16 protein-coding genes are annotated in these 18,528 nt (G+C 39.4%); 15 read left to right on the top strand and 1 reads right to left on the bottom strand.

Annotated features, from left to right (window positions below; all coding sequences use genetic code 11):
- The first annotated feature begins 49 nt into the window (after positions 1–49).
- The 10 genes from buk (at position 50) to C8K15_RS12805 (ending at position 12,858) form a co-directional block, all read left to right on the top strand.
- Positions 50–1,138, top strand: coding sequence for a butyrate kinase (gene buk / locus C8K15_RS12850; protein WP_199224113.1), 1,089 nt, complete (start codon positions 50–52; stop codon positions 1,136–1,138).
- A gap of 16 nt (positions 1,139–1,154) precedes the next feature.
- A complete protein-coding gene (gene lpdA, locus C8K15_RS12845) occupies positions 1,155–2,585 on the top strand; it encodes a dihydrolipoyl dehydrogenase (RefSeq protein ID WP_108586802.1) in 1,431 nt (476 codons plus the stop codon).
- A 29-nt stretch (positions 2,586–2,614) separates the two neighbouring features.
- Entirely contained in the window at positions 2,615–3,625 is a 1,011-nt protein-coding gene (locus C8K15_RS12840; RefSeq protein ID WP_108586801.1) for a thiamine pyrophosphate-dependent dehydrogenase E1 component subunit alpha, read from the top strand.
- Positions 3,625–4,608: an alpha-ketoacid dehydrogenase subunit beta gene (locus tag C8K15_RS12835; protein WP_108586800.1), complete on the top strand. Its 984-nt coding sequence runs from the start codon at positions 3,625–3,627 to the stop codon at positions 4,606–4,608. The genes C8K15_RS12840 and C8K15_RS12835 overlap by 1 nt, the downstream gene beginning before the upstream one ends.
- 20 nt (positions 4,609–4,628) lie before the next feature.
- Positions 4,629–5,942, top strand: coding sequence for a dihydrolipoamide acetyltransferase family protein (locus C8K15_RS12830; RefSeq protein ID WP_108586799.1), 1,314 nt, complete (start codon positions 4,629–4,631; stop codon positions 5,940–5,942).
- A gap of 230 nt (positions 5,943–6,172) precedes the next feature.
- Entirely contained in the window at positions 6,173–7,822 is a 1,650-nt protein-coding gene (locus tag C8K15_RS12825; RefSeq protein ID WP_108586798.1) for a methylmalonyl-CoA mutase family protein, read from the top strand.
- Positions 7,819–9,972 carry a methylmalonyl-CoA mutase gene (gene scpA / locus C8K15_RS12820; protein WP_108586797.1) on the top strand — a complete coding sequence of 718 codons (2,154 nt, stop codon included), beginning with the start codon at positions 7,819–7,821 and terminating at the stop codon, positions 9,970–9,972. The genes C8K15_RS12825 and scpA overlap by 4 nt, the downstream gene beginning before the upstream one ends.
- Entirely contained in the window at positions 9,972–11,066 is a 1,095-nt protein-coding gene (meaB, locus tag C8K15_RS12815; protein ID WP_108586796.1) for a methylmalonyl Co-A mutase-associated GTPase MeaB, read from the top strand. Before scpA ends, meaB begins: the two co-directional genes overlap by 1 nt.
- A 62-nt stretch (positions 11,067–11,128) precedes the next feature.
- Positions 11,129–11,569: a BrxA/BrxB family bacilliredoxin gene (locus tag C8K15_RS12810; protein ID WP_108586795.1), complete on the top strand. Its 441-nt coding sequence runs from the start codon at positions 11,129–11,131 to the stop codon at positions 11,567–11,569.
- A 299-nt stretch (positions 11,570–11,868) separates the two neighbouring features.
- Positions 11,869–12,858, top strand: coding sequence for an aromatic acid exporter family protein (locus tag C8K15_RS12805; protein WP_108586794.1), 990 nt, complete (start codon positions 11,869–11,871; stop codon positions 12,856–12,858).
- Between the two features lie 22 nt (positions 12,859–12,880).
- Here the strand turns inward: C8K15_RS12805 and prli42 are convergent, their stop codons facing one another.
- Positions 12,881–12,976 (bottom strand): stressosome-associated protein Prli42, encoded by a 96-nt coding sequence (prli42, locus tag C8K15_RS20345; RefSeq protein ID WP_155979643.1) that lies wholly within the window; start codon positions 12,974–12,976, stop codon positions 12,881–12,883.
- A gap of 126 nt (positions 12,977–13,102) precedes the next feature.
- On the opposite strand from prli42, the gene mce reads away from it, so the two are divergent.
- The 5 genes from mce to rnz all read left to right on the top strand — a co-directional run bounded on the left by mce (position 13,103) and on the right by rnz (position 18,506).
- Positions 13,103–13,513: a methylmalonyl-CoA epimerase gene (gene mce / locus C8K15_RS12800; protein WP_108586793.1), complete on the top strand. Its 411-nt coding sequence runs from the start codon at positions 13,103–13,105 to the stop codon at positions 13,511–13,513.
- Positions 13,514–13,519: 6 nt separating this feature from the next.
- The gene (locus C8K15_RS12795; protein ID WP_108586792.1) at positions 13,520–15,067 is read left to right on the top strand and encodes an acyl-CoA carboxylase subunit beta; all 1,548 of its coding nucleotides are present in this window, start codon (positions 13,520–13,522) and stop codon (positions 15,065–15,067) included.
- Positions 15,068–15,080: 13 nt separating this feature from the next.
- The gene (locus tag C8K15_RS12790) at positions 15,081–16,205 is read left to right on the top strand and encodes a M20/M25/M40 family metallo-hydrolase (RefSeq protein ID WP_108586791.1); all 1,125 of its coding nucleotides are present in this window, start codon (positions 15,081–15,083) and stop codon (positions 16,203–16,205) included.
- Positions 16,206–16,294: 89 nt separating this feature from the next.
- Positions 16,295–17,560: a DNA polymerase IV gene (locus C8K15_RS12785; RefSeq protein WP_108586790.1), complete on the top strand. Its 1,266-nt coding sequence runs from the start codon at positions 16,295–16,297 to the stop codon at positions 17,558–17,560.
- Between the two features lies 1 nt (position 17,561).
- Positions 17,562–18,506: a ribonuclease Z gene (gene rnz, locus C8K15_RS12780; RefSeq protein ID WP_108586789.1), complete on the top strand. Its 945-nt coding sequence runs from the start codon at positions 17,562–17,564 to the stop codon at positions 18,504–18,506.
- Positions 18,507–18,528: the final 22 nt, after the last annotated feature.

Here is an 18,528-nt window from a genome sequence, read left to right as displayed (position 1 = left end):
GCTAATATTTTGTTATTTTAAAATTTTGAAATTTTTGGGAGGAATCATTGTGCAAGAACATACATATCGCATTCTTGTCATCAACCCAGGTTCCACATCTACAAAAATTGGTGTTTTTGAAAACGATTTTTTATTGATGGAGAAAACAATCCGACACTCTTCTGAAGAGATTGGAAAGTATTCTTCTATCATTGATCAGTACGAATTTCGTAAGCAAACGATTTTAGAAGCATTGGATGAAGAAGGAATAAACATTTCGAAGTTGTCTGCTGTGTGTGGTAGAGGTGGACTCCTTCGTCCAATTGAAGGCGGAACTTATGCGGTAAATGACGCAATGTTAGTAGATTTAAAAAAAGGATACTCTGGTCAACACGCGTCTAACTTAGGTGGGATTTTAGCATTTGAAATTGCAACAGGTTTGAATATACCTTCTTACATTGTCGATCCAGTGGTCGTTGATGAGTTGGCTCCGATTGCACGCATTTCAGGATTTTCGTTAATTGAACGAAAATCAATTTTTCATGCATTAAATCAAAAAGCTGTTGCACGACGATATGCTAAAAAGTGCGGCAAAAACTATGAAGACATGCGACTGATAGTTACTCATATGGGTGGCGGTATTACAGTTGGCGTCCATCAAAATGGCCGAGTGATCGAAGTTAACAATGGGTTACACGGAGATGGACCATTTAGTCCAGAACGAGCAGGGACAGTTCCTGCCGGTGACTTAATTGATCTTTGTTTCTCTGGCGAATACTATCGACATGAAATCATGAAAAAATTAGTAGGGCAAGGTGGACTTGTCAGTTACCTTGGCACGAACGATGCCGTGGCTGTAGAAAAACGCATAGCAAAAGGCGACAAAGAAGCTGAACTTGTTTATGATGCTATGGCTTATCAAGTTGCACGAGAAATTGGTTCGGCAAGTACTGTGTTAGAGGGTAAAATTGATGCCATCATATTAACAGGTGGATTAGCTTACGGAAAAGACTTTGTTGAGTCGATTTCAAAACGCATTAACTGGATTGCTGATGTTGTTGTGCAACCAGGTGAAAATGAATTACAAGCTTTATCAGAAGGTGCCATCCGCGTGCTAAATGGTGAAGAACAAGCAAAAGTGTACCCGAACCTAAAATAAAAGGAGGCCGAAAGTTATGGCTCAAAATTACGATATCGTTATTCTTGGAGGCGGGACTGGCGGATATGTAGCTGCAATCCGTGCGGCTCAGTTAGGACTAAAAACAGCAATCGTTGAAAAAGGAAACTTAGGTGGAACTTGTTTACATAAAGGTTGTATCCCAAGTAAAGCTTTACTTCGCAGTGCTGAAGTATATGCAACAACAAAAAATCATGCTGCAGACTTTGGTGTTAACACTGGAGAAGTAACATTAGATTTCTCACGTGTACAAGCACGTAAAGAAAGCATCGTTTCACAGCTTCATCAAGGCGTTCAAGGCTTGATGAAGAAAGGGAAAATCGATGTTTTTGAAGGTACTGGCAGAATGTTAGGACCGTCAATCTTCTCTCCATCTCCAGGTGGAACAGTTTCTGTTGAGATGAACAATGGTGAAGAAAATGAAATGCTTATTCCGAAAAACGTAATTATTGCGACAGGTTCACGTCCTCGTTCACTTCCAGGCTTAACAATCGATGGAACTCAGGTCATGACTTCTGATGAAGCACTTCTTATGACAGAGTTGCCAAAATCCATCCTAATCGTTGGTGGTGGTGTTATTGGGATTGAATGGGCTTCTATGTTAAATGATTTTGGTGTAGAAGTAACTGTAATTGAATATGCAGATCGTATTATTCCAACGGAAGATGCAGATGTTTCAAAAGAAATGCAAAAACTATTGTCGAAAAAAGGGATTACTTTTGCGACAAGTGCAAAAGTGCTATCTGAGACATTAGAAACTTCTGATGGGTCGGTAACAATTTCTGCAGAGTTAAAAGGTGAAACAAAAACGTTTACAGCTGAAAAGATGTTGGTTTCGGTGGGTCGTCAAGCGAACGTAGAAAATATTGGGATTGAAAATACGGATATCTTGGTTGATAAAGGATTTGTCCAAGTAAAAGACACGTTCCAAACGAAAGAATCTCACATTTACGCAATTGGGGATGTCATTGGAGGCTTACAACTTGCTCATGTTGCTTCTCATGAAGGGATTACAGCGGTTGAACATATTGCAGGTCAAAAGACACATGCGATTGATTACAACCTAGTATCTCGTTGTATTTATTCTAATCCAGAAGCGGCAAGTGTTGGGATTACGCAACAACAAGCTAAAGATCAAGGTTTCGATGTGAAAGTGGGTAAATTCTCATTTAAAGCAATCGGAAAAGCCCTTGTTTATGGCGAATCAGACGGCTTTGTGAAAATCATCGCTGATAAAAATACAAATGATATTCTTGGTGTACACATGATTGGACCTCATGTAACAGATATGATTTCTGAAGCAGGTCTAGCTATGGTACTTGATGCAACGCCTTGGGAAATTGCAAACACAATACACCCACATCCAACACTTTCTGAAGTGATGGGTGAAGCGGCTTTGGCTGTTGAAGGCAAAGCAATTCATATGTAACAATCACAGATTAAAAGGGGGATGTTCAGATGGCAAAAAATCGTCATGAAGAACTAGGGTTGTCTAACGATGACGTACTTAAAATTTTTGAAACTATGCTTATGGCACGTCGAGTGGATGAGCGTATGTGGTTATTGAACCGTGCAGGGAAAATTCCTTTCGTTATTTCATGTCAAGGCCAGGAAGCAACACAAGTAGGTGCGGCTTTCGCACTTGATAACACGAAAGATTATATCGCACCTTATTACCGTGATATGGGTGTAGTTTTACACTTCGGTATGACAGTTCGTGATTTGATGCTTTCTGCTTTTGCAAAAGCGGAAGATCCAAACTCAGGTGGACGTCAAATGCCTGGTCACTTTGGGCAAAAGAAAAATCGTATATTGACAGGTTCTTCTCCAGTAACAACACAACTTCCACACGCAGTTGGAGTGGCACTTGCGGGAAAAATTAAACAAAAAGATTTCATTACTTTCGTGACGCTAGGTGAAGGTTCATCTAACCAAGGTGACTTCCATGAAGGATTAAACTTTGCAGGTGTTCATAAATTACCATGTATTACTTTGGTGGAAAACAATAAGTATGCGATTTCTGTACCTTACGATAGACAGGTAGCTGCTAAAAACGTATCTGACCGTGCAATTGGCTACGGTATGCCTGGTTTCACAGTCGATGGAACAGATCCTTTAGAAGTTTATAAAGTGGTTAAAGAAGCTGCTGACCGTGCTCGTAATGGAGAAGGCCCAAGCTTAATCGAAGCGGTATCGCACCGATTGACGGCTCACTCATCTGATGATGACCAACGCCAATATCGTACTAAAGAGGATCTTGCAGAGGGGCAAGCTGCTGATCCAATCGGCAAGTTCGCTGCTTATCTAACAGAATTGAACATTTTAACTGAAGAAATTGAAAAAGATTTGAATGACCGGATTATGAAAGAAGTTAACGAAGCAACAGATTATGCAGAAAATGCTCCATATGCTGCACCTGAAGATGCTTTGAAATACGTCTATGCTGAAAAAGACGGGGGGAACGCATAATGGCAGTTATGTCTTATATTGACGCGATTACACTTGCAATGAAAGAAGAGATGGAACGTGATGAAAACGTCTTTATCCTTGGTGAAGACGTAGGTCATAAAGGTGGCGTATTCAAAGCTACTCAAGGACTATACGATCAATTTGGTGGAGACCGCGTAATGGACACTCCGTTAGCAGAATCTGCAATTGCTGGTGTCGGAATTGGTGCAGCAATGTATGGAATGCGCCCGATTGCAGAAATGCAATTTGCTGATTTCATCATGCCAGCAGTGAACCAAATCATTTCTGAAGCTTCACGTATTCGTTACCGGTCAAATAATGACTGGTCTTGTCCAATCGTTTTCCGTGCACCTTTTGGTGGAGGAATTCATGGAGCACTTTATCATTCACAATCTGTGGAAGCAATTTTTGCTAACCAACCGGGATTAAAAATCGTGATTCCTTCAACACCTTACGATGCAAAAGGCTTATTAAAAGCTGCAATCCGTGATGATGATCCTGTAATGTTCTTTGAACACAAACGTGCATATCGTTTGATCAAAGGTGAAGTACCAGAAGATGATTACACAATTGAAATCGGTAAAGCTGATGTTAAGCGTGAAGGTGAAGATCTTACTGTCATCACTTATGGTCTTGCGGTTCACTTTGCACTTCAAGCTGCTGAACGATTAGAGCAAGATGGAATTTCTGCTCATATCTTAGATTTGCGCACAATTTATCCGTTAGATAAAGAAGCAATTATAGAAGCAGCTTCAAAAACAGGTAAAGTTCTTCTGGTTACTGAAGATAATATGGAAGGTAGCATCATGGGTGAAGTTGCAGCGATTATTGCTGAAAACTGCTTGTTTGATTTAGATGCGCCAATTAAGCGCTTAGCAGGACCAGATATTCCAGCAATGCCTTATGCACCGACAATGGAAAAATTCTTTATGATTAACCCAGATAAAGTCGAAAAAGCTATGCGAGAATTAGCTGAATTTTAACCTGAAAGGAGGAGTTACACTTGGCAATCAAAGAAATTACAATGCCTCAACTCGGTGAATCGGTAACAGAAGGAACAATCGAAAAATGGTTAGTTCAACCGGGTGATAAAGTTAACAAATACGATTCGCTTGCGGAAGTAAATACAGATAAAGTGACGGCTGAAGTCCCTTCATCATTTACTGGTGTTATTAAAGAACTTATAGCTAAAGAAGGCGAAACTTTAGCAGTTGGTGAGGTTGTATGTACCATCGAAACTGAAGGCGACGCTTCTTCTGAAAAATCGACATCTCAAGATACTCCTGTCGAAAAAGTAACAGCGGCAGAAATGCCTACTGCTGAATCGAAAAAGGCTGCAGCTCCTGCTCCAGTTGAACGTGAAAAAGGGTCAAAAGCTCGCTATTCACCTTCAGTGCTGAAAATAGCACAAGAAAACGATATTGATTTAACACTTGTCGAAGGTTCTGGGAATGAAGGACGTATTACTCGTAAGGATTTACTTGCCCTTATCGAAAGTGGTAATATCCCAACTGCTAAAGCTGAACAAGTGGCTCCTAAAGCGGAAGCTGCACCAGCTCAAACAATGGCTTCAGCTAAACCAGCTGCTGCTCCTGTAAATGTACCATTAGCTGTTGGAGATACTGAAATTCCGGTTACAGGAATTCGTAAAGCTATTGCGGCTAACATGTTACGTAGTAAACATGAAGCACCACATGCATGGACGATGATTGAAGTAGATGTAACAAATCTTGTTCAATATCGTGATAGCATCAAAAATGAATTCAAGAAAAAAGAAGGCTTCAATGTGACTTATTTCGCATTCTTCGTTAAAGCTGTCTCTCAAGCTTTAAAAGAATTCCCAATGATGAACTCAATGTGGGCTGGCGATAAAATCGTGATAAAAAAAGACATTAATATTTCAATCGCTGTTGCGACTGAAGATGCATTATATGTTCCAGTTATCAAAAGTGCTGATGAGAAAACGATCAAAGGCATCGGTCGTGAAATAAATGAGCTTGCAGGCAAAGTACGTGCAGGTAAATTGAAATCTGACGAAATGCAAGGTGGTACTTTCACAGTTAATAACACTGGATCATTTGGTTCAATTCAATCAATGGGTATTATCAATTATCCACAAGCGGCGATTTTACAAGTTGAATCGATCGTTAAACGTCCAGTTATTATGGATGGTGGCATGATTGCTGCTCGCAGTATGGTTAATTTATGTTTATCACTAGATCACCGCGTATTAGACGGTCTTGTATGTGGCCGCTTCTTAGCACGTGTGAAAGAAATCTTAGAAAACATGACAAAAGAAAATACTTCAGTGTATTAAGAAAGTACAAGTGTCATTCTAGCTGGACTCCGGTGCTGGATGGATGAAACGCAAAGGTTTTGCCTAACTGCCCCCGTGTTCCACTAGCTGGAACTTGAAACTAGACATTATTCAAAAAGTCCGATGCCGAAACTCTCGGTCATCGGGCTTTTTGTTCTTTTAACAAAGCCGATTCTCAGTTAGACTAGAAGTATGCAACAGATTCGAAGGAGGGAAGCGCAAGCGACCACATGACAATCGATCAAATGAAGAATACGACATTCCCGAAAGCAAGTTTTGATGAGTGGAAAGATGTAGCAGTTAGAACGTTAAAAGACAAACCGTTTGAGCAACTGATTACACCTACTTTTGAAGGAATCGACCTTCAACCTTTATATACGTCTGAACATTTACATAACACCTTGAACTATTCTGAAATAGTAGCACATGCTAAACAAGATGCTAACTGGCAAATCGCACAAGCGACGATTAGTACTTCAGCTACAGAATTTTTACATAAATCGAAAGCTCAGTTGGAACGTGGCAATGAAATGATTGTTTACATTGGAACACCTTCTTCATGGACATGGTCACGAGAAGAGCTTACAGAATTAGCAAGCCTATTAAAAACAAATCTGTTTTATTTATCGGTATCTACAACGGACGATGAAATAATTGGTGTTTTTGAGCTGTTTTCTAAGCAAGAATTAATAGAGTTAAAAGGGTATGTTGCTGGAGTACCTTCTTCATCTTTAACAACAATGATTACAACTAATGAAATTCACCATGCAGGTGGTACAGCAGTACATGAATTAACGCATGCTTTAGTAAAATTATCAAAACTTGCTGATAAGCAAAGTGATTTTGCGAGCAAGGTTGCTGTTCAATTTGCAGTTGACACGAACTTCTTTATGGAAATCGGAAAATTACGTGCTTTTCGGGTATTGTGGAAAGCGTTTTCAACGGCATATAACGCGGAGACAATTGCTATTCCAGTGTTAGCTGAAACTTCACTACGCTCCTACTCAAAATTAGATCCAACTGTTAATTTATTGCGCGCAGGTAACGCGACATTTTCTGCAGTTTTAGGCGGAGCAGATATGATTACGGTTCACCCTCATGATGTATTAACTGGTAGCTCACCGTCGTCTGAACGGATTGCACGTAATGTCCAATTAGTCATTCGAGAAGAAACAATGGTTAATAAAATGATAGATGTTGCTGCGGGGTCATATTATGTCGAATCCTTAACGGCAGACCTTGTTCGTCAATCGTGGGCTTTATTTTTACAAGTAGTAGAAATGAGTCCTGAACTACAAGAAAGCTATCTAATGGAACTAGCACATGATATACAGTCTTCTCGTATAGAAGTTCTTGCTAAGCGCAAAGCATCTTTAATTGGAACAAATATGTATGCCAATCCGGCTGATACAGTATCATCTTCCGTTTCAAATGAAAGTACAGAAAGACTAGCACTTCCTTTTGAACAACTACGCAAGCATTTTGAAGACAATCAACTTAAGGCGGCAGTAGTTTCATTTGGTGTTTTGAAAGAAGTTAAACCAAGAGCCGACTTTGTTCAAGGATTTTTGCAAGCAGGTGGGTTAAATCCCATAATGAGTCCTGTCTTTACTGAGGCTAATGATGCTTGGCACTGGGTAAAATCAAACCAAATCGACTATGCAGTAGTAGCTGCAAAAGATGAAGTGACGAAAGAAATTTTGCCACTCTTCTTAAAACAAACTCATAACCAAATCATTATTGATGTTGCTGGTAAGTTTGCTGAAGAAAAGCAATGGCAAGAATTAGGACTGCACGGTGCGATTTTTGCAGGACAAGACTTAATTAAAAAAATGCATCAGCTTATAGTGGTCGAAAAGGAAGGGGTGCAGGGGATATGAAGCCCAATTTTAAAGCGGTTCAATTAGAAAAAATAGTTACTCAAGAAAAGAATTCGTCAGTTGCTGAAAATACTTTTTTAACTAATGAAGGCATACGTCTAAATTCTAGATATGCAAAAGAAGATCTTGAATCACTTGAGCATTTGTCAGATTTCCCAGGTATTGCGCCTCATACGCGTGGACCGTATCCGACGATGTATGTTTCACGTCCTTGGACAGTTCGCCAATATGCTGGATTTTCAACCGCAGAAGAAAGCAATGCATTTTATCGTCGAAACTTAGCGATGGGTCAAAAAGGATTGTCTGTTGCATTTGATTTAGCCACACATCGAGGATACGATTCTGATCACCCTCGAGTAACTGGTGACGTTGGGAAAGCTGGAGTCGCGATCGATTCAATCGAAGATATGAAAATCCTGTTTAACGGTATACCTCTTGATCAAATGTCAGTGTCGATGACCATGAATGGTGCTGTATTGCCCATCTTAGCGTTTTATATTGTAACAGCTGAAGAACAAGGCGTTTCACTAGAACAACTGGCAGGAACGATTCAAAATGACATTTTAAAAGAGTATATGGTCCGTAACACATATATTTATCCACCTAAAATGTCGATGAAAATCATTGCTGATATTTTTGAATACACATCGAAGTTTATGCCGAAATTTAATTCAATCTCGATTTCTGGCTACCACATGCAAGAAGCGGGTGCCACTGCTGATATTGAGTTAGCATACACACTGGCTGATGGTCTTGAATACGTCCGAACGGGATTACAAGCTGGTATTGACATCGATTCATTTGCTCCACGTTTGTCATTCTTCTGGGCGATTGGCATGAACTACTTTATGGAAGTAGCGAAAATGCGAGCTGCTCGTCGAATCTGGGCGCAAATGATGCAAACGTTTGATCCAAAGAACCCAAAATCATTGGCACTTCGAACGCATTCTCAAACATCAGGATGGAGTTTAACTGAACAAGATCCTTTTAATAATGTAACCAGAACGTTAATAGAAGCAAATGCATCAGCAATGGGACATACACAATCGCTTCACACAAATGCATTAGATGAAGCGATTGCTTTACCAACGGATTTCTCTGCCCGAATCGCTCGAAATACGCAGCTTTTCTTACAAGAAGAAACGATGATGACAAAAGTTATTGATCCATGGGGCGGTTCGTATGCTGTTGAAAAATTAACGGATGAATTAATGCAGAAAGCATGGTCATTGATTGAAGAAATCGAAGAACTTGGTGGAATGGCAAAAGCGATTGAGACAGGCTTACCGAAAATGAAAATTGAAGAAGCAGCTGCTAAAAAACAAGCGCAAATAGATTCTGGTAAAGAAATCATCATCGGTGTAAATAAATTCAGATTATCAGAAGAAGATCCAATTGATATCTTAAATATTGATAATACGGTTGTGCGACAAACACAAATTGATCGAATCGAAAAAATGAAACAAACGCGTAATGCAGATGATGTCAAACTTGCACTAACGGCCCTTACAAAGGCGGCAGAATCTGGCGAAGAAAACTTGCTTGCATGTGCTGTTCAAGCTGCGAGAGTTCGTGCTACACTTGGTGAAATTTCAGATGCCATTGAAAGCGTATCTGGTCGACATAAGGCGGTGATTCGTTCCGTGAGTGGCGTTTATAGTTCGAATTTCTCGAATGATGAAGAAATAAAAGTGGTCAAAGACATGACCGAAGACTTTAAGGAAAACGAAGGGCGACGTCCACGAATTTTGATTGCCAAAATGGGACAAGATGGACACGATCGCGGAGCTAAAGTCATTGCGACTGCTTTCGCAGATTTAGGTTTTGATGTCGATATTGGCCCATTGTTCCAAACGCCTGAAGAAACATCTAGACAGGCAGCTGAAAACGATGTTCATGTGATAGGCGTAAGTTCTCTTGCTGCAGGTCACATGACATTAGTACCCGCACTTCAAAGTGAACTAAAAAAAATAGGTCGTGAAGATATCCTTATCGTAGTAGGTGGCGTAATTCCTGCTCAAGATTATGCGTTTTTACGTGAAAATGGGGCTTCCGCGATTTTTGGACCAGGAACTGTCATTCCGGTGGCTGCTGCGAAAGTAATAGAAGAAATTTACCGACGTCTTGGGTACGAGGAAGTGAAGGAATAATGGAAGGTCAGGAGAACCAGCAGAAAAGCGCTATGAATGTGATGGGTGGACTTAAGTCTACTCATGACGGTATGGGGCAAACGACTCGAAAGCAATTTCGAAGGTCTCACCAAAAAGAGATTTCTGTCGATGACTTTTCTCGTGAAATTCGTCATGGTTCTAGGCTCCATTTGGCTAAAGCCATTACGTTGCTTGAAAGTACAGTAGCTGAAGATAAACGAACAGGTCAACGGTTACTGCAAGAACTTCTCCCGCATACGGGAAATAGTATTCGAATTGGCATCACTGGAGTTCCAGGTGCAGGGAAAAGTACATTTATCGAGGCATTTGGGAAACATTTATGCGAAATGGGATATAAAGTAGCCGTTCTTGCCATAGATCCTAGCTCAAGCCTATCCGGAGGAAGTATTTTAGGGGATAAAACGAGAATGGAAGACCTCGTTAGACACGAAAACGCTTTTATTCGACCATCCCCATCTGCAGGAACATTAGGTGGCGTTCATAAAAAAACGCGAGAAACCATGTTACTGTGTGAAGCTGCAGGATATGATGTTATCTTAATTGAAACAGTAGGTGTTGGTCAGAGCGAAACAATTGTCCGAGGCATGGTAGACTTCTTTATGTTGCTAGTTTTGACGGGTGCTGGTGACGAACTTCAAGGGATGAAAAAAGGCATTATGGAGTTGGCTGATTTGCTGGTTGTGCACAAGGCAGATGGTGATAACGCGAAAATGTCAAAAAAAACCGCAGCTGAATATGAACAAATTCTACATTTTCTGCAACCAGCAACGCCAGGATGGACCACAAAAGCAATGCCTGTTTCTTCTATTGAATACATCGGAATACATGAAGTTTGGCAAATCATTAGTAAGTTCAAAGAGACGCTCGTGACTTCTGGTGTTTTCGAAGATCGACGACAGTCCCAAACGAAAGATTGGTTCCATACCATGATTACAGACCGATTAATGGACAATTTTTATGAATTACCTGATACAAAGTCACAAGTCAAATTGCTAGAGCATGAAATTTTGCGAGGCGACATGACGGTTTCTCAAGCCGTCGAAAATTTATTTCCAACCACGCCTAAAACATAGTTTTTGCGTGTCAATAAACGAACTGCTATTATTAGAATTGAAGTTCGAAGGGAGATTTACAAATGAATATGGATTTTAACTTATTAATGAATGATATAGTACGACAAGCTCGCGGTGAAATGGAAGCAAGCGGATATGAGCAATTAACTTCAGCAGAAGACGTTGAACAAGCATTCGCTCGTCAAGGTACTTCACTAGTTATGATTAACTCAGTATGTGGTTGTGCAGGTGGGATTGCTCGTCCAGCAGCTGCCAATGCAGTACATTATGATAAACGTCCAAATCACTTAGTTACGGTATTTGCAGGACAAGATAAGGAAGCAACTGCTCAAGCACGTATGCTTTTTGGTGAAGAGCATTTACCTTCATCACCTTCATTTGTTCTATTAAAAGATGGACAAGCTATTGCTGAAATTGGCCGTCACGAGATAGAAGGTCATGATCCAATGTCAGTTATTACTCACATTCAAGCCCTTTTTGAAGAACATTGTGACGAGCTATAAAAATGAGAAGGGCACTATTCAGTGCTCTTTTTCTTCTTTATTTCTATAAGATTGCCTTTGTTAAACTTTACTATTGTTGTCGTACATATGCGCTAGCGTATGGTTTGCATGAGCCAACAAGTATGAAAACGTGGGTCTCAAGCTTCACGCTCATGCGGCATGCTAGACACAAATGAACTCTTTCGTTTTTATTTAATATCAACTGCATTAATATAGTTAAAAGAATAAATAATTGGCTAATCTTGATACAAGTTAAGAAAATGTAGATTTACACTTTTCTTACGAAAGTTGGTGAACACATGGATTTCCGACGATTTCGTATCGGTTATCGAACGTTAAAAACAGCTGTTGGTGCTAGTATTGCCATGCTCATCGCCATGTTTTTAAATTTGGATTATTATAGTTCTGCATTTATATTAACGGTATTATGTATTCAACCAACGAAAAGAAAATCGGTTCGTGCCGTCTATGCGCGCATAATTTCAAGCATAATTGGTATCGGATTTGCATTTGTCTTTTTTGAAGGAATTGCTTATAATCCAATCGTTTTTGGTATTATTTTACTACTTTTCATTCCAACTCTTGTTTCTTTAAAATTTCAAGATGGCTTTGTTTCAAGTGTTGTCATCTTACTCCATTTATTTGATGCAAAAGAATTATCATGGGCACTTTTGTGGAATGAAGCTCAATTGATGGCTGTAGGCTTCGGTGTAGCACTGCTCGTCAATATGTATATGCCAGACATAGAAAATGATTTAAAGAAATATCGATTAACTCTCGAATCACTGTATTCAACAATCTTTCATGAAATTGCTTTGTACTTACGCAACAAGGATTCGGACTGGGACGGAAAAGAGCTCGTTCAAGCAGCTGAAGTCATTGAAAAAGGAAAAGCCCTTGCATACAAAGATGTTGAAAACCATCTAAATCGAAGACAAAATCTTTATTATCTTTATTTTGACATGCGCGAACAACAGTTCGAAATTATTGAGCGAGTCTTACCGAAAATCACTGCGTTGCCAGTCACTATTTCTCACTCTTATCACGTCGGGGAATTTATTGAGGATTTAGCCAACCATGTGCATTCTGGAAATACTGCGAATACCTTTATCTCAAAATTAGATGATGTAAAAGAAGAATTCTCGAAGATGCCACTTCCAAAAGATCATGAAAACTTTTTGGCAATGGCTGCTCTCTATCAGTTTATTGAAGAAATGGAGCAATATTTACAAATTAAACGGAACTTTGTCGGATTCAAAATGAAAAAAAAGACAGCTGCGAAGGATTAAACATTCCTTCAAAGCTGTTTTTTTAGAAGAATAAACTTAATCCAAACAAGGCACTTGATAAAACCATCATGATAATCATTAAATAGACGATGAACTTACGAAAATTAGCATTACGCATATGATACAACTCCTTTAACAATCTAGTCTTAAGTGTAGTAGAAATCGAAAAAATTCTCAAGAGGTAGAGTTTTCAAAAAGAAATCGGTACAATAGAGGATGGACATTATAGAAGGGTGTGGCTATTTTGAAAAAGGTTGATCATATCGGCATCGCCGTTAAAAATCTAGACGAAACAATCCCTTATTATACAGAAACACTTGGACTAAAAGTTTTGAAAATTGAAGAAGTGGCTTCCGAATCAGTTCGTGTGGCATTCATTGATGCAGGTAATGTTAAACTGGAGTTACTAGAGCCAATGTCAGAACAAAGTGCCATTCATTCGTTTATTGAGAAAAAAGGGGAAGGCATTCATCATATCGCTTTCGGTGTTGAAGGAATTGAAGAACGCATGAATGAACTTCGAGAAAAAGGAATTCGAATATTAAATGAACAACCGAAGATAGGAGCGGGTGGTGCACAAGTGGCGTTTTTACATCCGAAATCTTCTTTCGGCGTGTTATATGAATTATGTGATAAAAGCAGTATAAAGGGGTAATACTAAATGGATATTTATGAGAAAATTAGTGATTTATATGATCGCAAGCGTGAGATTGAACTTGGTGGCGGAGACGAACGGATAGAAAAACAACATGCTAAAGGTAAATTGACAGCGCGTGAACGTATTGACTTATTGGTCGATCGAGGGACGTTTGTTGAATTGAATCCATTTGTAGAACACCGAACAGTTGACTTTGGGATGGATACTCAAAAGGGTCCAGGAGATGGAGTCGTAACAGGTTACGGAAAAGTAAATGGACGTGCAATATACTTATTCTCACAAGACTTTACAGTCTTTGGTGGCGCGCTTGGGGAAATGCATGCCATGAAAATTGCCAATGTGATGGATTTAGCTGCTAAAAATGGTGCTCCATTTATTGGATTAAATGATTCTGGTGGTGCACGTATTCAAGAAGGTGTTGTATCACTCGATGGATACGGACATATTTTCTATCGAAATGCTATTTATTCTGGTGTGATTCCACAAATTTCTGTCATTTTGGGACCATGTGCTGGTGGTGCTGTTTACTCTCCAGCCATTACTGATTTTGTATTCATGGTTGATAAAACGAGTCAAATGTTTATTACAGGACCAAAAGTAATTGAAACTGTTACTGGAGAAAAAATTTCTTCTGAAGACTTGGGTGGTTCAAAAGTACATAATGCCATTAGTGGAAATGCTCACTTCCGTGCGGAAACCGAACAAGAAATCTTACAACAAGTAAGAGATTTATTAAGTTACTTGCCACAAAATAACGACGAAAAGCCACCTCGTTTAGAAGTGGATCAACTAGACGACTATCGTCCAGAATTAACTGAAGTCGTTCCGTTTGAAGCAATAAGACCTTATGATATTCGAAGAGTGATTGAACAAGTTGTGGATCAAGATTCGTTCATGGAAGTACAAAAAGAATTCGCTCGTAATGTTGTCGTTGGACTTGCTCGAATCAAAGGCGAGGTTGTTGGATTAGTTTGTAACCAACCTAAAGTGATGGCGGGTGGTCTTGATATCGATTCTTCGGATAAAGCAGCTCGTTTTATTCGATTCTGTGACTCATTTAATATTCCAATTATCACATTTGAAGATGTTACCGGATTCTTCCCAGGGATAAAACAAGAACATGGTGGAATTATTCGTCATGGGGCTAAAATTTTATATGCATATTCAGAAGCAACGGTTCCGAAAATGACCGTTATCTTACGTAAAGCATATGGTGGTGCGTATGTAGCTCTTAACTCGAAATCAATTGGAGCGGATTTGGTGTTTTCTTGGCCAAATGCAGAGATTGCAGTGATGGGTCCACAAGGGGCAGCGAACGTAATCTTTTCCCGGGAAATCGCGCAAAGTGACAATCCTGAACAAACGCGTGCGACAAAAATCGAGGAATATCGCGAAAAATTTGCAAACCCATATGTTGCCGCAGCGCGTGGTATGGTCGACGATGTAATTGACCCTCGAGAAACACGTATTAAACTCATTCAAGCATTAGATATGATGCGCAATAAGAAAGAAACGAGACCAGCCAAAAAGCATGGGAATATCCCATTATAAAGGAGTTTTTCACATGACCAATCAACGATTAGTTGATGAATTTTTAGAACTTATTCAAATAGATTCTGAAACTAAACATGAGCAACTTATTGCACCTATTCTAATTGGGAAATTAGAAGCTTTAGGTTTTGATGTATTCGAAGATGATTCGGCTACTAAAAGTGGACATGGAGCAGGTAACTTAATTGCCACTTTAAAGGGTAGCAAGCCTGATGTAACCACTATTTATTTCACTACGCATATGGACACTGTTGTACCTGGTAAAGGAATCAAACCTGAACTACGTGAAGATGGCTATATATACTCAGACGGCACCACTATTTTAGGTGCTGATGATAAAGCAGGAATAGCGGCTCTTTTCGACATGGTGAAGCGATTGAAAGAAGAGTCAATTGAGCACGGAGATATTCAATTTATTATTACAGCAGGGGAGGAAAGTGGCTTAGCAGGAGCTAAACACTTGGATCCTACTCGTATTACAGCGAAATATGGCTTTGCAGTCGATTCTGACGGAAAAGTCGGCGGTATTGTAACTGCAGCGCCATATCAAGCTAAAATTTGGGCAACGATTCGTGGTAAAACAGCTCATGCAGGTGTAGCACCTGAAAAAGGTATTTCTGCTATTAACATCGCTTCAAAATCAATTGCAAAAATGACTTTGGGACGGATCGATGAAGAAACAACTGCTAATATCGGTAGCTTTGAAGGCGGTGGTGCAACAAATATTGTCTGCGATGAAGTGAAAATATTAGCTGAAGCACGTTCAATTGTTCCTGAAAAACTGGATAAACAAACTGCACACATGAAATCTGTTTTTGAAGAAACTGCAGCTGCCATGGGTGGACAAGCAGAAATCGAAATACAACTAATGTACCCTGGTTTCCGTTTTGGGGAAGAAGAACATGTGACACAAGTAGCTGTAAAAGCAGTTAAAAACCTTGGTCTCACTCCAAATCTAGGTACTAGTGGTGGTGGTAGTGATGCTAATATTATCGCTGGTTTCGGCATTCCTACGGTTAACTTATCTGTGGGTTATGAAGAAATTCATACGAAAAATGAACGGATGCCTGTTGCAGAACTTGAGAAATTATCAGATCTACTTGTAGAGATTGTAAAAGAGTCTTCTAAACAAGTTTAAATAACTTGATGGAAAAGAGAAGTCAGGATGCCCCTGACTTCTCTTTTTTTGTTATGATTAAACTAAGTACAAGTAGAGGCGATGAGGACATGACAAGCATAAAACGAGGAAATTCTCGGATTATTTTTCATATCGATATGAATAGTTTTTATGCATCTGTTGAGCAATCATACGATCCAAGCTTAAAAGGCAAAGCAATTGCAATTGCGGGTAATCCAAAAGAACGGCGTGGAATATTAGTGACCTGTTCTTACGAAGCACGTGCAAAAGGTGTTTACACAACGATGAGCGTCTGGGAAGCTAAACGAAAATGTCCTGAGCTTATATTATTGCCACCTAATTTTGAGCGATATCGAATTGCATCACGAGCGATGTTTGAAGTTTTAAAATCATATACAATACAAGTAGAACCAGTATCTATTGATGAAGGCTATATGGACGTTACCAATATTGATGGACCAATGACCGCTCTTCAAATTGCTGACGATATTCAGACGAGGTTGTTAACGGAACTTGATTTGCCTTGTTCGATTGGCATTGCTCCGAATAAGTTCTTAGCAAAAACGGCGTCAAATCTAAAGAAACCAATGGGCATTACAGTATTACGTAAACGTGATATTGATAAAATACTTTGGCCACTGCCAGTTCTAGACATGCATGGTGTGGGGGAAAGTACGGCCAAAAAATTGTACAGTATAGGATTACAAACGATTGGCGATATTGCAAAAGCAGAAGAAGGTTTATTAAAAGAAACCCTTGGAAAGAATGGCAGTCGATTAAAAAAACGTGCAAATGGATTTGATGATCGTGCTGTCGATCCAGATTCTGTCTATGATACGAAGAGTGTTGGAAGTTCAACAACTTTACCTACTGATGAAAGTGATCTTCATGAATTGAAAAAAGTGTTCAAAAGCTTAACTTCAAAAGTCGCAAATCGTTTGGAATCGAAGCGCTTAGCAGGTCCAACAGTATCCATACAAATACGGGATTCAGATTGGAATAATTCTTCACGTAGTCAATCGACTCGTAACTTGATTTATGAAAAGGAAAAAATATTTGAAGTTGCGTGGACCTTATTTACGAAAAATTGGGATGGTCAGCCGATACGGCTATTAGGTGTAACGGTTAGTAATGTGGTAGATCGCGTAGACTTTACTGAACAACTATCTATTTACAATTTTGAAGAACACGCTAAAGAAGAGCCGATATTAAATTTAGTCGAATCACTTCAAAAAAGATTCGGCAAAGAAATGGTTACTAGAGGTCAAACTCAAGTTCGAAAGCCAACGTATGAATCTAAAACGAGTTTTAGTAAAGACTTTTTAGACGATCATAAAGATAGGGAGAACAAGTGATATGGAACTTCAATTTTTAGGTACGGGTGCAGGAATGCCTTCTAAGCAACGGAATACGAGTGCTCTTGTTGTGAAATTAATGCAAGAAAGAGGCACCTTTTGGCTATTTGATTGCGGTGAGGCGACACAACATCAAATGCTTCATACCTCTCTAAAACCGCGAAAGCTAGAAAAAATATTCATTACACATATGCATGGCGATCATATTTATGGTTTGCCAGGATTACTCGGATCTAGATCGTTCTTAGATGGTAAAGAACCATTAACCATTTATGGACCAACAGGAATTCAAGAGTGGATACTTACAACTTTACGTTTATCAAGAACCTATTTGCAATACAAAGTGAATTTTGTCGAAATATCAGAAGGCATAGTGTTTGAAGATGAACAATTTACAGTTGAAGCTAAACTGCTCCATCATGTCATCCCTTGTTTCGGCTTCCGAGTTTCCCAAAAACCACTTCCACCGCAATTATTGATCGAACAAGCACTAAAACTAGGAGTGCCGAAAGGTCCCTTGTTAGCAAAGTTGAAAAGTGGCCAAGATGTACTGTTAGAAAATGGACATACCGTTTACAGTCAAGACGTAACTGCAAAAGCGAAAGAAGGATTTTCATTAGCTATTCTTGGGGATACCCGTTTTTGCGAAGCATCTATTGAATTGAGTCGAGATGTGGATATCGTTATTCATGAGGCAACATTCGATGCAGGCACTGAAGAACTCGCTAAGCCATATGGCCATTCAACCATCACGCAAGCAGCTCAAGTAGCGAAAGAAAGTGGAGCCAAACATTTGATCGTTCAACATATTAGCGCTCGTTTTTTACCAAGCCAGGCCGAAGAACTTCGTAAGCAAGGTTTGGCTGTATTTCCTTCGATTATAGTTGCTGAAGATTTTGCGGAATTTGAATTGAAAAAAAATGAATTAGTACAAATATATAAATAGGCAGACCTGGAGTGAAATTTCC

The organism is Paenisporosarcina sp. OV554 (genome assembly GCF_003058165.1).
Classification (GTDB): domain Bacteria; phylum Bacillota; class Bacilli; order Bacillales_A; family Planococcaceae; genus Paenisporosarcina.
Note: the sequence above shows the minus strand (reverse complement) of the source record. Positions and strands in the feature narration are given on the sequence as shown.

Bases quoted from the DNA above. Each gene is read 5' to 3' on its own strand.
- C8K15_RS12805 (WP_108586794.1), top strand. From the start codon at position 11,869: ATGGATTTCCGACGATTTCGTATCGGTTATCGAACGTTAAAAACAGCT.
- C8K15_RS12835 (WP_108586800.1), top strand. From the start codon at position 3,625: ATGGCAGTTATGTCTTATATTGACGCGATTACACTTGCAATGAAAGAA.
- C8K15_RS12840 (WP_108586801.1), top strand. From the start codon at position 2,615: ATGGCAAAAAATCGTCATGAAGAACTAGGGTTGTCTAACGATGACGTA.
- scpA (WP_108586797.1), top strand. From the start codon at position 7,819: ATGAAGCCCAATTTTAAAGCGGTTCAATTAGAAAAAATAGTTACTCAA.
- prli42 (WP_155979643.1), bottom strand. From the start codon at position 12,976: ATGCGTAATGCTAATTTTCGTAAGTTCATCGTCTATTTAATGATTATC.
- C8K15_RS12790 (WP_108586791.1), top strand. From the start codon at position 15,081: ATGACCAATCAACGATTAGTTGATGAATTTTTAGAACTTATTCAAATA.
- C8K15_RS12785 (WP_108586790.1), top strand. From the start codon at position 16,295: ATGACAAGCATAAAACGAGGAAATTCTCGGATTATTTTTCATATCGAT.
- rnz (WP_108586789.1), top strand. From the start codon at position 17,562: ATGGAACTTCAATTTTTAGGTACGGGTGCAGGAATGCCTTCTAAGCAA.
- meaB (WP_108586796.1), top strand. From the start codon at position 9,972: ATGGAAGGTCAGGAGAACCAGCAGAAAAGCGCTATGAATGTGATGGGT.
- C8K15_RS12795 (WP_108586792.1), top strand. From the start codon at position 13,520: ATGGATATTTATGAGAAAATTAGTGATTTATATGATCGCAAGCGTGAG.
- C8K15_RS12825 (WP_108586798.1), top strand. From the start codon at position 6,173: ATGACAATCGATCAAATGAAGAATACGACATTCCCGAAAGCAAGTTTT.
- lpdA (WP_108586802.1), top strand. From the start codon at position 1,155: ATGGCTCAAAATTACGATATCGTTATTCTTGGAGGCGGGACTGGCGGA.
- C8K15_RS12810 (WP_108586795.1), top strand. From the start codon at position 11,129: ATGAATATGGATTTTAACTTATTAATGAATGATATAGTACGACAAGCT.